The sequence below is a fragment of the Vibrio sp. 1CM24A genome (assembly GCF_023161725.1).
Taxonomy (GTDB): domain Bacteria; phylum Pseudomonadota; class Gammaproteobacteria; order Enterobacterales; family Vibrionaceae; genus Vibrio; species Vibrio coralliirubri.
In genome coordinates, this window is sequence record NZ_JALNTS010000003.1 from 377130 (window position 1) to 393176 (window position 16047).

Sequence of the window (16047 nt, forward strand, 5' to 3'; positions counted from 1 at the left end):
TATCGCAATAGGATAATTACTAGTGGCCAGTCGCCATTTCATCGAGCGCAAGGAACACGTTTTCGTCTAAATGACCTTCATGAACTTGTTTACACACTTTGCGACGCACCGCTAAACCAGAGATCAAACGTTCAATGGACAGATGTCGATTGCTGGTGCTATCTCGGTCGTTGTATAGCTCAATCAAGCGACTCAGTGTTTCGTATGGGATAACGTCCTCCCCTACTCTCAACCAATCAAGCTTCTCAATGAGCTCTGAGCACTCTTCTTTGATTGAGGCATGTGAGTGCCCTGTCATAGCGGATAAAGCCGTTATGCTGCGTTCTAGAGCCTCTGCAGAGGTATATTTAGAGAGAGTAATCATGATCTCGTCAGCGTTAATCTCAACAGAGTGTTTGCGCTGCTTAACTCGACGTCCCAATTTGCCTCTTGGCGACGGTGCTTTACGCTGAATTGGCTCAAACTCACCGTCGATAATCTCAGACAGCTCTTCCAGCTTCTGCTTAGACACCATTTCGTTACGAAGTGGGTTCGGCAGCGTTGGTGCCATATTACGCTTACCTGCGTTAGTGGTACGCGCTCTTGAGTAACGTAAGACTTCTTCCACATTACATTTGATATCTACCTGATAATCGGTCGTTTTCCCTTTTTCGATCAACGCGGTGATCGTCAAGTGATAACCCCAAAGATTAACCAGGAAGGTATCTTCTTGATCTCCGACTTCACCCAGCTTTCTGAGCTCGCGGATCAGATCCATCGAGAAACGACGCCAATCGATGTTACGCGCCAATTTCTGGTTGAGCTCACTGAGCAACATGCTATCTGAATGGCGACGTGCCATGCGGCTTCTAAAGTACGAATACATTTGGAAGACCAGGGTATGTTGCTTCAGGATTTCTGGCGGAAATAGGAAGAAATAGTCACGCGTCAGCAGCTCTTCGTAGAACGAAGGTTCCCAAACCAGGATGTATAGGTTCGGTTTAATGCGAATTTCGCCGTCAGAGCCCTCTGTAGGCGCTTCTTCCGATGCGGTAATGGTTCTAGCTAAGAATCGGAAACGATCACTCTTAAAGCCTTCTGGCATATTCTCACTAAGCCAACGGCCTGTAAGCTCGTGCAGTTGGAAATCCGTGAATTCGATACGATCAATACTGTCGCGGATCGAATCACGTGCAGGGCCGCTATCTTTTTTGCCACGTAAAGACAAAATATCAGTGATGTAGAGTGGTGTTTTGTTCGGCGTGTGTTTCGCGTCTAGATGGTAATCATCTTGGTGATGATCATGATATTGAACGGTGAGCGTGAATAACGCGAATAGCGTCATCAGATCGTCAACGGTCATGATATTTTTAGAAGACCGTGTCTCGATCACAGCTCGAGTGCCAGAGATCGAAACCATGGATTTCTGGTAGCTCTTACGAGTTCTTGGTGGCGCTAACGCTTGATCAATAATCCCCGCCCAATTGGTTGGCGAAACAATGAATTGATCCGCTTCATCTTTCATCGTTGGTGGGGTATTCAACCCATGTTCATTTAGTAAGCGCTTGTTTACTTTGGTTTGAGCTAGGGCTTTAGAGCGCTTTTGCTTTTCATTTTGCTTCACGCTTTCTGTCACTAAGCTGGTGGCACCCAATACCGATATCAATTGGTTTGGGTTCACAAAGCGATGCAACATGGTTTTACCAGCAAGGCCTTCTTCAAAGCGAACGGGGATTTGTTTGAACAATCCGATATTGACTGCTGCTCTCAGCCTTTGCTGTAAGGCCGCGCGAGTGACCTGACCATCGGTTGATTCAATAATCTCAGTGGTGGAAACGTACCCGTCTTTGCTGCTAAACCCACGAAGTGAAATTAGGTTAAGAAGCTCAACTATGCTTTTGGTGACACCTTTGAAGTGTTGATATTGTTCTATCCATTCAACGGCTGTTTCAGATACCTCAAATAAATGACCATCTTTGTGGCTTCGTGCCTTAATTAACAATTTCTCTTCTGGTTTCATTTTTGATCCGTATCACACTAACCGTAATTTCACTATAGTTCCTGAATGATAAAGAAAGAATGATCATAAATAAAGAGAATTTATTGGCTTTTAAATAACTGATCTTTTTGATTAATATGATCTTAAATGATTAAGTGATCTAATGATCTGGACGTAACTTTGCTTTTAAGTAGCTGAATTTAAAGTATTAAAATAAATCGCCTTGGAAAGCATGATCATAAAGGTTCCGAAACTATGATCATTAAACTTAAGAAAGCATGATCACAGAACATCAGAACGATGATCATTAAGTCATTGTAAGCATGATCATTATTGGTTCGAAAGCATGATCATTATACTTATACAGCTTATCCACAGATCGGAATTCAACATCGGTTTCTAAGTCGCTTTTGACTTGTCTATGTGGACACTTGTGGTGGCCAATCTATCGGAACAATGATCAAGAGAGCATACTTTTTTATCGTTCCTACCTTACTGAGTGCAAAATTTAGTCTCTATTCGCTGGAAATGGATTGCTTTGATGTATTTAGCGCTGGCGGGTCTTAACTAGGAAGCATGATCATGAAATTGTCATGTTTGTGTATTCTCGGTCTGTGTCGATTGAATTTTCAATCATTGAGCCCTTATAGGCGTTGAATCCCCATTCCAAAAGCATTTGTCCGTAACTTAGCTCATAAATTACATGCTTCCGGAACTATGTTTACTTGATCATTTTTCCGTAAGTTGATCATTTCCAATGTGCAGTTGCTCGGATCAATATTGCTCAGTTTACGCCTTGATCATGCTTCATAATTTGGCGTTATTAATTATCTTACACTGGATGTGTTCCATGATCATTCTTCCGGTTAGGCTCCAATCCTCTGCTGTTTTTTGACACCCCATCTTCTCTTCTTTTTTGAATCTTTTTGTTCATTGAGTGTTTTTTAATTTTGATTGTATTGAAAATCTATAAATTCGAATGCAAATCACACCAACCGTAATCTACGGTTGTATTTCAATCGTTCCGAAGGTTTTTCTCTGAAATTCCATTTACATTGTAAATAAGTGATGCTGTAACATTTTAAATGTAGACTGGAAATAACATGGTTATGCATGATAAAAACGGTGATTTTTGTGTTTGTCTAAGGCGATGTTTCATCAAATTGTAAAAACTCGGTCTATTTTATGTGATTTTACTCATAAATGTATGTTCATGTTTTTGTTGTGTTTGTTGTTAATCGCTGTACAATTTGTACTTAGTTAATCATTACGGAAACTGGCAATGAAAAGAGAACAAACGATTGATAAGCTCTATCAGCTGGCCGAACAAACTCAACAAGTTCAGGCTGACCGAATTGAGATTATTTTGGAAGAGCGAAGTGATGAACATTTCCCTCCAATGTCTAAAGCTATGATGGAGACTCGTTCTGGTTTAACGCGTCGTAAACTCGATGAAGCGATCACTAAACTTGAAGCTGATGGCCATCAGTTTACAAAGAACAACGCCAATCATTACTCGATTTCATTGACAGAAGCTCACATGTTGATGGACGCGGCAGAAGTGCCGAAGTTCCATGAACGTAAGCAGCACGCTGACAATAAGCCATGGATTATCAACGTACAAAACCAGAAGGGTGGTACGGGTAAATCAATGACAGCAGTTCACTTAGCCGCTTGTTTGTCTCTAAATTTAGATAAGCGCTACCGTATCTGTCTGATTGACTTGGACCCACAGGGCTCTTTGCGTCTGTTCCTAAATCCACAAATTAGTGGGGCAGAGCACGACAGCATCTATTCTGCCGTCGATATCATGTTGGACAACGTGCCTGAAGGCCAAGATGTCGATCTAGAGTTTCTTCGTAAGAACGTACTATTGCCAACTCAGTATCCAAACCTGAAGACAATTTCGGCATTCCCAGAAGATGCGATGTTTAACGCTGAAGCGTGGCAAAGCCTTTCACAAGATCAGTCACTTGATATTGTTCGTCTGTTAAAAGAGAAGCTTATCGACAAAATCGCCGATGATTTCGATGTGATTATGATTGATACCGGCCCGCACGTTGACCCTCTAGTATGGAATGCAATGTACGCGTCGAACGCACTTCTGATTCCATGTGCTGCTAAGCGTTTGGATTGGGCTTCAACGGTTAACTTCTTCCAGCACTTACCTACGGTTTACGAAATGTTCCCGGATGACTGGAAAGGGCTCGAATTTGTTCGTCTAATGCCAACCATGTTTGAAGACGACAACAAGAAACAAGTGTCAGTTCTGACTGAAATGAACTACCTGTTGAATGACCAAGTAATGATGGCAACCATTCCAAGAAGCCGTGCTTTTGAAACCTGTGCCGACACTTACAGCACGGTTTTCGATCTAACGGTGAGCGACTTTGAGGGCGGCAAGAAAACTCTAGCTGTTGCTCAAGACGCAGTACAAAAAAGTGCCCTAGAATTAGAGCGCGTATTACATAGCAACTGGCCTTCACTTAATCAGGGATAACAACAATGGCAATTAAAACATCTGACTTAAATGCAAAGCTATTTGGTAAAGCAAACAAACGTCGCGTAGCAACACCACAAGAAGCGCAAACCGCGGCAAAAGAACAGGCTCAAGTGATCGAGCTTTCTGTTGCTGGCGAAGATCTGGTTTCATTTGAATTGGTTCGAATTCCTGCGGCTGAAGTGGCAACTCGAACGGTTGTTTTTGAAGAGAACGCTCGTGAGCAATCTTTCTTAAACGAACACGCGCTTTCTGATGTTCTTACAACATTGAAAGAACGTGGTCAGCAATACCCAGCGGTTGGTCGTAAGAACAAAGACGGTAAGATTGAAGTTCTTGATGGTAGCCGTCGTCGTATGTCATGTATTTTGGCTGACAAAGAGTTCCTAATCTATGTAGCTGAAAACATTAACGGCGAACACGCTAAGTTCCTATCAGACGTAGCTAACGCTCATAAACCGCTTTCTCTTTACGAGAAGGGCAAAGAGATGCAAGCGAAGCTGGATAAAGGCGAAGCTGAAGACCAGAAAGCACTGGCGAAAATGTTCCAGTGCAGTGAAGCTTTGGTGAGTGGTGCATTGAAAGCAGCTGCTCTACCACTTGAATTGCTACAAGCTTACCCAAATGTGAGCGACCTTGGTCGTCCAACCATTGTTAAACTGCACAAACAATTTGGTGGATTGACGAGTGAACAGCAGCAAACACTGCTGACTAAGTGTGATGCTTCTGAAGGTTTCGTATGGCAGCGTAGCGAAGCTCAAGGCGTAACTCGTCTAACCAAAGACGTGACAGAAACTTTGGAAGGTTGGATTCTTGAATTGGCGCCAGCGCCAGCGAAGAAAGCTTCTCCAAAAGTTGAGCTTATTAAGGGCCGCGCATCATACAGCCGTAAGGGTTCAAACTTGGCGTTGAACCTTAAGAAAGTTGATGATGCAACAATGGAAGAAATCCTCGCCTTCGTTCAATCGAAGCTCGACTAAGTCGACGACTTTTCATTACTCCTCTAAAGCCGCTTTATGCGGCTTTTTATTTGGCTGTGATAAACTGTGTTTAGATGAATCTGGACGCTAACTATGACAAACCCAACCAACACTTTTCTGCATACACTTTCTAATATTGCTCAACATAACGATCACCGTTACGGCGTGGTCTTTGATGGCGATTTTGATTGGCAAAACTCAGCTGTTTTTACCTTCCTTCAAGATTCAAACATTCCGAGCATCTTCCAGATTGGCGGTACGCCATTTGAAGGTGTGATTCATGCTCCAGTAAAAAAAGGCCAACAACTGCTTGGTCGTGAGTGCCAAGTTCTTGTTTGTGATTTTAGAGAGCAGTTTGATGCGAATGGTTTTAGTGCCGCGCTGGGTTCGTTAGTTGGTGGTGGGCTGTTGTTGGTGTTGCCTCCAAAAGTTGATGCCTCTGAAGATAGCGAGAGCTTTGGTCAACGTTGGTTAAAACGTCATTTTGATAAACTGATTTCTGTTTCACAACACAATGAAGCCGGCGATGCAGTTCAAGCAACTCACGCTCTTCCTCAGATGCAAAGCGCCCAAAACGGATTGGATAAATTTGAACAGCAAAACACGGCTGTTGAATTAGTTAAAAAGGTAGTGTCTGGACATCGTAAACGTCCTTTGATTCTCACTGCGGATAGAGGGCGTGGTAAAAGCTCGACATTGGGTATTGCCGCTGCGCAGCTGTTAGTTGAGCGTCACGGGTTTAATATTATTGTTACCGCGCCTTCAGTGAAAGCGGTAGAGCCGGTATTTTCTCATGCTAGCCAAGGGTTAGAATCTTGCGAAGTGGTAAATGCTACTCACATTCGTCATCAAGGTGGAAGTTTAAGATTTGTTGCGCCAGATGAATTACTTAAATCTAAGCCTGATTGCGATCTGTTATTTGTTGATGAAGCAGCTGCAATTCCAATTCCGATGCTTAAATCCATGGTCGACATCTATCACCGTATGATCTTTTCAACCACGGTACATGGTTACGAAGGCAGTGGACGAGGGTTCGGTATTAAGTTTGAATCTTGGCTTTCTGAGCATCGTCCGGGGTGGAAAGGCTTTAAGCTCGAACAACCGATTCGTTGGAATAACAACGATCCGCTAGAATCTTGGTTGTTTGATTGCTTCCTACTTGGTAATGACGTATCACTCATTGAATCGACGGTTGATGAACTCGATGGTTTTTCTGCCGAGGCAATCAACCAATTAAACTTGGTCGAGTTATCAAAAGCAGAATGCTTGGCTAATCCTGAGCAGCTACAGCAATGTTTTTCTCTTCTTGTGGATGCGCACTATCAGACCTCACCTAATGACTTAATGCAGTTTCTCAACAATCCAGCAATCCGTTTGTACGCCGCTTGGCAGCAAGATGAATGTTTAGGTTGTATGTTAGTGACGGAAGAGGGGGGGTTGGATAGCGAGTTGATTGCTCAAATTCAACTTGGAAAACGTAGGCCTCAAGGTCACCTTGCTCCTGTATTACTGGCAAACCAACTTGGTTGTACTCCGGCGGCGACCAGTCGGTGCCTTCGAGTTATGCGCATTGCTGTTTCAGCACGTCATCAAGGTTTGGGTATTGGCCGTTGGATGTTGGCTCAGTTATCACAGCAAACCAGCCAAGCTGATTATCTGGCAACAAGCTTTGGCGCGACCAGCGAATTGATTTCTTTTTGGCGTGGTAGTGAATTCGAAGCTGTACACATCGGCCACCAGCGAGATCAGGCCAGCGGCTGTCACTCGGTTCTGATGGTTAAGGCGCTTAAATCAAACTCTCAAAGCTGGATTAACTTAGTTCAAAATCACTTCGAGTGTAGCTACTGTTTTCTTGTTTCAGGTTCTTTGGTTTCACTTGAAACCGATATGGTGCGCGCACTGCTGCCAAAGAGTGCCCACACCGTTAGCGAGTTTGAAACTCAGTTAGTTAGAAATTACGTGAACGGTGGCAACAGTTATGATGCGATCAGCTTCAGCGTACTGAACTTGATTCTACTCAGTAACGATCGAAACATAGGTATTTCTGATTTACTCATCGCAAAGGTTGTTCAGCAGAAAGAGTGGGGGACTTGTGTTGAACAGTTTAATCTTGTTGGTCGCAAACAAGCAGAGATTCAGTTTCGTAAAGATGTCGATGCATTGCTAGCAAATTTACACTGTAAATAGACAGGCCATCAATAAAATAGACCGACCGCTACAAATTAGATTTACAGTGTAAATTAGAATATTGGATTTACACTGTAAACTGAAGCTCCATATTGAAATCCGTTTTTACCCTGGTTATCTGTTACATCACTTCTGTTTCATCTCTCCATGACAGCCTTTAATCTTTTAAAGCTATTCGCCTTTACTATCTTGCACCAATATCGAATCGACATTCAATCACACGAAATATTCTGAAAAAATTTTCCTATGTATTTGTAAAGGCGAAGCAGATCATAAAATGTGTAAGTCTTATTTATGAGTCATGTTTGCAGAATCGAAAGTAAGTGATGTGACGCTGATTATTCTAATAATGTGATACTCAGCGCAGAATGAATTATATAGACTGAATAACAACTGAGTCATTAGGGATACTCAATTCGAATGTGGGATAACATCGTTACATTGTCGGAAGACAAGCAACAAGTGATGGCATGTCTGCCAACCGGGACTGTGGTTGACGCAAGCTTTGATAACAAGACGCTGCCACCAACCTTGGAAGCTTTGAATGCATCAAACTATTTTCTTTTCGAAGAAGAGGTTTTGCGTTTCGTTACTCTTGCTAAAGAAGGTAAGGGTGAAGCTTATGAAGGAATCTTGATTGCTGAAGCTCGAAATGCCACTGTTGCGGTCGAACTGTCTGATGATGAGATGTTGGCGAGTCTCGTGGTCACTGGTCCCTACAATGGACACCCACTGCGTGGCAGCGACATCATCCATTGTTTATCTCAAGCTCAAATAACAAAAGGAATAAATAAGTTAGCGCTCAGAAAAGTTCTGATGATGAGTAGCAAACTTAAGCCCGGCGAAAAGTTTACTCAACCCGTCGCTAAAGGGACACAACCAGTAAAAGGTAAAGACGCTAAGTTTGCCGCTTTGGTTGAAGATATTACTCGTCAAGTCTTGAAGCCTCGCAGTAAAGACGAAGGCAAGATTGATATGCGAGACTTGGGACAAACCATTACCGTTGGTCAAAATGATCACTTAATGAAACGTACCCCCGCTACCAAAGGTGTCGCTGGCTTTACCGTTCAAGGCCGAATTATCCCACCGCTTCCTGGACAAGACAGTTTAATCAAGCCTGGAAAGGGCACCTACATCTCCCCTGAAGATCCCAATTTACTACTCGCCTCACACCCTGGATTGCCCATCATTAAAGATCGAACCATCGAAGTGGATGACGCCTTATGTGTCAGCAACGTCGATGTCTCAACTGGGCATGTTAAATTTAAAGGTAATGTTTTTGTCTCTGGCAACATTGAGCCGGGTATGATCGTCAAGGCGACCGGAAGTGTTACGGTTGGTGGCTTTATCGAATCGGCCGAAGTGCAAGCCCAGGGGGATATCAAAGTCGCGAAAGGGATTATCGGGCACACGACCAAAGAGGGTGCGCCAAAAAGTTGTAAGGTATTCAGTAAAGGCTCTATCACAGCAAGCTACGCACAGAATGCCGAGCTACAAACGGCCAACGACCTTCGACTTGGTGTGCACAGTATGAGTAATGACATTCGCTGTGGTAACAACCTTATCGTGATGGACAGCTTGAAAAAACACGGCACGCTCAGCGGTGGTGAAGCCAAAGTCGGCGGGAAAGTAGAATGTGTCTTCTTAGGCGTTGAGGGAGATACCGCAACCAAGGTACATGGTTTTGCGCGCTACGATGGCTACCGCCAAAAGATAGCCGAGCTGAAGGAAACTTATAAACACACTCAAGAGCAAACCATGGGTGTGATTCGCCAAGAGTTAGAATTTAAGAAGCGCCCGAAAGCAGAGAGAAGCGAAGAGCAAGCTCTAGAAATTGAGCAGCAACGAGAGAAGAACAACCTCGCAATTGAAAACACAAAGTCGCAGTTAGATACACTCGAAGCGGAGTTTGAAACCAACCTTGCTGAATGTACGGTAGAGGTACACGAAAAAGTGTATACCCGAGTGACGATTCAATTTGGTGATGAGACAGTCACAACCAAGCGAACCCACGGCGGAAGTGTTTTCTCATTCAACCAATACGAGATCCAATGTTCATTCAAGATGGAGCAAGAGGATATTGCTTTGTAGGCTTTGTGTTGAACATAAGTGATGTATGGCTGAGGTGACGATACTGACAAATATAAAAAGGGGAGCTGATGCTCCCCTTTTGGTTTCTACTGATAATGATTTATTTAGGTGGCTTGAGCTCTCTAGCTAACAGCTCTCACTCGGCCTTGTTTAAGGTCTGAAAGAACCTGCGCTTTTGGACCATCTGCAATGATGCAGCCTTTCTCCATTACGATCACTCGATCGACAATGTCCAACATCGACGTTTTGTGTGTAATCAGAATCAACGTCTCGCTTGGTAGCAATTGGTTAAGTTGGTGCTTGATGTGCATTTCAGAACGGTTATCCATAGCACTGGTCGGCTCATCCATCAACAACACTGGCGGACGGCCCAGGAAGGCTCTAGCAATGGCAATTGACTGACGTTGACCACCAGACAGTAAAGCACCACCTTCACCCACCTGGCGTTCTAAACCTGCAGGATCTTGCTGAGTAAACGCGGTTACGCCTGCACGGTTTGCCGCATCCATCACGTCACGGTCATCCACCAAAGGGCGACCTAAAGTAATGTTGTCTCTTACTGAACCGTAGAACAGGTTACTGTCTTGCGGAACACAGCCTATATTGCGTCGTACGTCGACATGATGCAGTTGCTCCATATCGGTGTCATCAATGCGTACATGGCCTTCTGTGGGCTTGTAGAGGCCCATAATCAGACGTTCTAGTGTGGTTTTACCTGAACCAATACGACCAATGATTGCTACTTTCTCTCCTGGGCTAATATTGAGGGTCAAGTCTCTGATAGAAGCCACTGGTGAATCAGGGTAGTGGAACGTCACTTTATCTAGCGCGATATGACCCTGAATAATCGGACGGTGGATGTAGCGTTTACCTTCTTCTTGTTCATCCGGCATCGACATTACTTGCTCAATCAGAGTCATTGATGACTTCGCTTGGTTGTAGCGAGTCGAAAGCAAAGATAGTTGAACAAGCGGGCCAATCGCTCGGCCGCTCAGCATGGTTGCAGCAATCAAGCCACCCATCGTAAGTTCACCTTCCGCGATCAGGTACACACCAAATATGATCATACCTACGTTAGTACTTTGCTGAACAAAGCCGGCGGTGTTTTGGATGCTGTCTGTGATGCGTCGGCTTTTGATATTCCAATTCGCCATGTGAGCAACGGCTTCTTCCCAACGGAATTGGAATTGGCTTTGCGCGCTGAATAGCTTAACCGTTTCTAACCCTGCCAAACTTTCAATCAAGTTTGCATACTTCTGCGAAGCAAGACGAGAGCCTTCTTCAATGGTGCGGCGCAGTGGGCCTTGGATTAGCAATGCATAGACGATCAAAATGACCACGCCAGCAACGGGAACGAATACAAGGTTTCCAGCCATTAGCCAAATTAGCGCTAAGAACATCAGTGCGAACGGTAAGTCGATTAACGAGCCAATGGTTGCAGAGGTAAAGAACTCTCGAATGGATTCGAACTCTTGCAAGTTTTTAGCGAAAGCACCGACAGAAGCAGGCTTCGCTTCCATACGAATCCCCAGTACTTTACTGAATAACTTGGAGGAAATGAGAATATCGGATTTCTTACCAGCAACATCAATGAAGTAGCTGCGCATCAATTTGAGCAGCAAATCGAATAGGAATACGACGAAGATACCACTCGCTAGCACCCACAAGGTTTCAAAGGCAAGGTTGGGAACTACTTTGTCGTACACCAAGCGTGTGAACATGGGCGCGGCTATCGCGAAGATGTTGATCAGAATGGAGGCGATCAACACATCTCGGTAGATGTTTTTAGATTCCCAAATCGTGCTCCAAAACCAATGCCCTTTACGTGTTTTTAGAACCTCTGGTGAACGTTCATCATAGCGAAACTGTTTCTTTACCAAGAAGTAGCGGCCGATGAATTGTTCTTTCAGCTCTTCGACAGGAATGATGATTGGCACCATTCCGCTTTCCGCTGTAATGATTTCCGCTTCTTGCTTCTCTAAATCAATGCTGTTGAGAACGCACGCCTCGCCTTGTTTAAGCAGTAAGACAGCAGGCAGTATCAGGTGAGGAATCTTTTCTAAGTCGGAGCGGTTTTCTTTTGCCACTAATCCTGCTCGTTCAGCAGAACGAGGGAATAGGAAAGGGGTTAGCTTACCATCGGATAGTGGTAGCCCATTGATCAACGCTTCGGGCGAGTTAGCTAACCCGTAATACCGGCTAACGTAGATCAGTGAGTTCAATAGTGGATCTTGCATGTGATATAACCCTTACAACTATTTATCAACAATGAAGCCTTGGAACACTTCTACGTAGTTATCAGACAGGATATCTAGCTGAGTCTGAGTTTCTATTCGAGACGCGATGGTGGTGACACCTAGGTTGTGAGCGGTTCTAGAGATCGACGTTAAGGTGAACTTCTGTTTTTCGTCATCAAGGTTATGTGTGAACAGGTAATCTAGCTTCACATAGCTTGGACGGTATTCGTTGATGTAATCCAGTGATTGGAAGTTACGTCCGTAGTTATCGACACCAAACACCGCTTCAGCGTTGCGAATGGTGTTACATAATAGTGCCGTGTAGTGCGGAACGTTGATGAAGCAGTTTTCTGGAATCTCAAAGTGCAACAGGTGAGCGATTGAAGCATTCTGTTCAAGCGTCTTACCTATCCAACGGATGAAGCTTGGTTGAGAAATACTGCTTGGTGAAATATTAATAGCGACAGGACTGGTTACTTCATTTTCATTGAGCTTTTCAATCATCTTCTCGATAACGTATTGGTCGAGAATGTGGCTCATTTCAAGCTGTTCTAGCGCGTATAAGTACTGATTGGCACCATAACGCACACCATCTTTTTCAATCGCAGAGAATACTTCTTGGTGATACGTTTTACCAAAGGCATTGTTTGCAGCTTGCAGACGGAAGGTAATGAGGTCGTTGATGATCGCTTCTTCAACCAACATGCGCCATTGTTGTTTGCCCATCACAGCGCCGTGATCGTCTGCAGTTACGTAGCCGTAAGCAAGTTCTCGATTCGCCTTGGCACTTGAAAGTGCGTTATCCACCAGCGACATGATTTCAGTACTGGTCTTACGCGTGTTGCTGTATGTCACACCAAGAGCAATGTGTGGGTTCGCAGTGCCTGTTGGGTCTGAACCTAGGCTCTGGATACAGTTTACGATGCTGCTCGCGACAAGTTTCAGTTCGCTCTCATCAATGTTTGGCATGATGAAACCAAATTCGTCACTAGAAATACGGGCGATGGTGATATCTGGTGATGAGATTGAAGCCTGTAGCTGTTCAGCCAGTTGATGAACCAAGGCATCACCTTCTTGATAGCCCTTTTCATCGTATTCTTCACTAATAAACTCCGCTTTAAGTACCGCTAAACCACCTAAGCTCGACTCTTCTAACCATTGTGTTAACTGAGACATGTAATAAGCACGGTTACCTAGTTGAGATACAGGGTCGATATACGCTCTTTCACGTAACTTCTGAGCTTCTTTCGCTTGGTTTTTAAATGCCAGTTCAACTTGAGTCGACATGTGGTTGATACCATCGACAACCAAGGTCAGATCTTTTGTCTTTGGACGAGCCAGAGGTTCGCCAAACTGATTCTTGGCGATCTGATCCATCTTTGTAATGATCAACGAGAGCGGGCGTAAAGCACGCTTAAGGATCCAAGAGATAGACACTAAACCGAGCAAGAAGATCGTGCCAAAGATGCTCAGTAAGCGGATGAATGCTTGCCAAAGTTGATCGTAGGCAGGACCGGGGTGACTTACTATCTCGACTTCGGCCAGTTGCATCCAGCCACTAGTGATCACGCGGCGGTCATGAACAGGCTCGAACAGGTTTAGGTTGGTAAACCACTCTGGTACGCCGGTAGGCTTTACAGGGTATGAGCGGAGAATGTCTTCACCGCTATCGAGAAAGATCAATCGAACGACTGAGTAAGAACTGCCATCAAACAGGGCGTTGATAACAGACTCCACTGCCACCTTGTCCTTTTCTTCGAGGTAAGGGGCGAGAGCCAGTCCAACAGTATTAATGGTATTACTTACCTCAGAGCGTTGCTGCTCCTCTAAGTATCCACGGGTGGTATTGAATTCGATCATAAAAACTGACGTCATCAGCAGTATGAACACCGCAACCATCCCGACCACAAGCTGTTTATATAAAGTCATTGTACCTACTCATCGTAATTGATAATGGGTTTGTTTAATTTTAGAGAGCGCTCACGTGAACGTAAGTCGTTCCATAAGCTCAATCTTGAAGATTTCCCTGCCAACTTGCCGCTGCCTGCTGCCGACTTGATCAACCAAAGGTTTTTACCGTTGAAACTGTAAATTGGTCGTAGATCTGGGCGTTTGGAACCACGTTTAATTTCAGGGTTTAAGTTGTCCAAAATTAGTGGCTCTGCACTCGGTGTTGAGTAGTAAGCTAACACCATGTGGAACTGGTTTAGTTCCAGTGCTTTTACGTACACTAATCGTAATTTCTTATCTGGGACGCCCAGTTCAAGCAAAGAGAAATATTTTGCGATAGTGAAGTCTTCACAATCACCGGCGTTGCTGCCTAAAAATTCCAGTGGTGTTGCCCAGTAGTCATTCTTTCCCCACAGTATGTTGTCATCGACAAAGTACATCTGGTTGAAGAACTGGTTCACCGACCTGAGCTTCTCTTTTTCACTTAATCCGTCGTATGACGTCATATTTGAGCGCCATGTTGCCACTCGCTTTCCGGCTCTATCGCCGTAGGTTTTGGTCACCGCATCTATCCACCGTTGGTCGCTCTTGTTGAGCGCCACAGAGGTAAAAGAGGTGAGGACCAGCAGCAATAGCGAAATCCGAGACTTCATAGCCTCTGCTCTTGTCTATTTGCTGTGTATTGAAAGGCGTTATCAAACATCAAACGTCCTTACTCTTTCAGTGCATTGTTTTGAGCGCTTAATAGTGGCTTCAACATGTACTCAAGCACGGTTCTTTTACCCGTGATGATATCGACAGAGGCGGTCATACCTGGAATGATTGGCAACTCTTCGTTTTGTCCAAAATTGTGTTTTTCGGTGCGCACGCGCACGATGTAAAAGCTGTTGCCTTCTTCATCTTGAGTGGTATCGGCACTGATGTGCTCTAGCACGCCTTCTAGACCACCGTATTTAGTGAAGTCATAGGCACTGAATTTAACGATGGCAGTCAATTCTGGGCGTAGGAACGCGATATCTTGCGGGGCGATTTTCGCTTCAACCAATAGAGAGTCTTCTGTCGGTACAATCTCAACGATGTCCATACCCGGTTGGATAACCCCGCCGACAGTATTAATACCCAATGTTTTAACGGTGCCAGTTACCGGAGAAACCACCACGGTACGGTTTACTCTGTCTTCAAGGCCAACGGCCGATTCGGTCATGGCAGAGAGCTTATCTTGCGCTTGATTGAGTTTTTCTTGTTGTTCGGAGCGGAAGTTCAGTGCGGCATCAATACGGCTGAGCATCGCTTCTTTGATGGCTGAACGTAGCAGAGGGATTTTTAGCTCGCTTGAGGTCATTTCTCGGCGAGTGTCGTTCACTTGTCTTTGCAGTTTAAGTAATTCAATTCGTGGTACCACCCCTTCATCGGCAAGCGGCTTGGTGATATCCAGTTCTTGGCGGGCGAATCGGTAACTCTGTCTTAAGTTATCGACACGCGCTTTAATTTCGATAAGGTCTTGTTGTTTTTGTTCAACTTGTTGATCAAAAACGGAAAGTTGGTTTTTTAGGTTATTGAGATCTTGACGATATTCTGCTTTTTGGCGATTAACCAGTTGAGGTTGTAGTTCGTAGAACTTAGGTGGGAAGGCGAGCTTGCCGTAATCAAGCAACACACTTTTTTTCCACTCTTCTACAGAAAACTCTTCGTCGATAACAACACTGGTTAATGAGGCTGAAAGCATCAATACATTGGCGGTTAAATTGGCAACTTGTTGTTCACGTTCGCGGAAGTCTGAGCGGAAGCGAGTGTCATCGATCAATAGTAGTTGTTGACCTTTTTGAACGCTTTGGCCTTCTCTAACTAAGATCTCTTTAACCAAGCCACCCTCAAGGTTTTGCACCACTTGGATCTGAGAGGAAGGGATGACTTTGCCTTGGCCAACGGTAACTTTGTCGATCTCTGCCCAGGCAGACCACCCAATAGCAGCAATAAAAAACAGAACGATCACCCACAACATAATACGCGCACTGGTGGGTGTATTGAGGAGCAGTGCCGCTGTTTTATCATCGACATACTCAAGCTCGGTCTCGTTCAATTTGCTGAAATTTTTCTGACTCATAACAGTCCTTGTTCGCTAAA

At 44.5% G+C, this 16047-nt stretch carries 9 protein-coding genes; 4 read left to right on the plus strand and 5 right to left on the minus strand.

What is annotated here, in order from left to right:
• Positions 1 to 19 precede the first annotated feature (19 nt).
• On the minus strand, positions 20 to 1999 hold the full coding sequence (locus MSG38_RS09255; RefSeq protein ID WP_248401676.1) for a replication initiator protein RctB domain-containing protein: 1980 nt from the start codon (positions 1997 to 1999) through the stop codon (positions 20 to 22).
• A gap of 1261 nt (positions 2000 to 3260) precedes the next feature.
• Here MSG38_RS09255 and MSG38_RS09260 point away from each other — a divergent pair.
• The 4 genes from MSG38_RS09260 to MSG38_RS09275 all read left to right on the plus strand — a co-directional run bounded on the left by MSG38_RS09260 (position 3261) and on the right by MSG38_RS09275 (position 9736).
• A complete protein-coding gene (locus tag MSG38_RS09260) occupies positions 3261 to 4478 on the plus strand; it encodes a ParA family protein (protein ID WP_017061213.1) in 1218 nt (405 codons plus the stop codon).
• Between the two features lie 5 nt (positions 4479 to 4483).
• Entirely contained in the window at positions 4484 to 5458 is a 975-nt protein-coding gene (locus MSG38_RS09265) for a ParB/RepB/Spo0J family partition protein (RefSeq protein ID WP_017065141.1), read from the plus strand.
• Between the two features lie 93 nt (positions 5459 to 5551).
• Positions 5552 to 7645, plus strand: coding sequence for a GNAT family N-acetyltransferase (locus tag MSG38_RS09270; protein WP_248401677.1), 2094 nt, complete (start codon positions 5552 to 5554; stop codon positions 7643 to 7645).
• Between the two features lie 420 nt (positions 7646 to 8065).
• On the plus strand, positions 8066 to 9736 hold the full coding sequence (locus MSG38_RS09275) for a FapA family protein (protein WP_248401678.1): 1671 nt from the start codon (positions 8066 to 8068) through the stop codon (positions 9734 to 9736).
• 122 nt (positions 9737 to 9858) lie between these two features.
• Here the strand turns inward: MSG38_RS09275 and MSG38_RS09280 are convergent, their stop codons facing one another.
• Genes MSG38_RS09280 through MSG38_RS09295 form a run of 4 tightly spaced genes read right to left on the minus strand, consistent with a single transcriptional unit; the run spans position 9859 to position 16027 of the window.
• Complete coding sequence (locus MSG38_RS09280; RefSeq protein WP_017061209.1) at positions 9859 to 11973, minus strand: type I secretion system permease/ATPase; 2115 nt, start codon at positions 11971 to 11973, stop codon at positions 9859 to 9861.
• Positions 11974 to 11991: 18 nt separating this feature from the next.
• A complete protein-coding gene (locus MSG38_RS09285) occupies positions 11992 to 13902 on the minus strand; it encodes a LapD/MoxY N-terminal periplasmic domain-containing protein (RefSeq protein ID WP_248401679.1) in 1911 nt (636 codons plus the stop codon).
• Between the two features lie 5 nt (positions 13903 to 13907).
• Complete coding sequence (locus MSG38_RS09290; protein WP_019823329.1) at positions 13908 to 14576, minus strand: transglutaminase-like cysteine peptidase; 669 nt, start codon at positions 14574 to 14576, stop codon at positions 13908 to 13910.
• A gap of 59 nt (positions 14577 to 14635) precedes the next feature.
• Complete coding sequence (locus MSG38_RS09295) at positions 14636 to 16027, minus strand: HlyD family type I secretion periplasmic adaptor subunit (RefSeq protein WP_048610191.1); 1392 nt, start codon at positions 16025 to 16027, stop codon at positions 14636 to 14638.
• Positions 16028 to 16047 lie beyond the last annotated feature (20 nt).

Bases quoted from the DNA above. Each gene is read 5' to 3' on its own strand.
- MSG38_RS09290 (WP_019823329.1), bottom strand. From the start codon at position 14,576: ATGAAGTCTCGGATTTCGCTATTGCTGCTGGTCCTCACCTCTTTTACC.
- MSG38_RS09295 (WP_048610191.1), bottom strand. From the start codon at position 16,027: ATGAGTCAGAAAAATTTCAGCAAATTGAACGAGACCGAGCTTGAGTAT.
- MSG38_RS09270 (WP_248401677.1), top strand. From the start codon at position 5,552: ATGACAAACCCAACCAACACTTTTCTGCATACACTTTCTAATATTGCT.
- MSG38_RS09260 (WP_017061213.1), top strand. From the start codon at position 3,261: ATGAAAAGAGAACAAACGATTGATAAGCTCTATCAGCTGGCCGAACAA.
- MSG38_RS09255 (WP_248401676.1), bottom strand. From the start codon at position 1,999: ATGAAACCAGAAGAGAAATTGTTAATTAAGGCACGAAGCCACAAAGAT.
- MSG38_RS09285 (WP_248401679.1), bottom strand. From the start codon at position 13,902: ATGACTTTATATAAACAGCTTGTGGTCGGGATGGTTGCGGTGTTCATA.
- MSG38_RS09275 (WP_248401678.1), top strand. From the start codon at position 8,066: ATGTGGGATAACATCGTTACATTGTCGGAAGACAAGCAACAAGTGATG.
- MSG38_RS09280 (WP_017061209.1), bottom strand. From the start codon at position 11,973: ATGCAAGATCCACTATTGAACTCACTGATCTACGTTAGCCGGTATTAC.
- MSG38_RS09265 (WP_017065141.1), top strand. From the start codon at position 4,484: ATGGCAATTAAAACATCTGACTTAAATGCAAAGCTATTTGGTAAAGCA.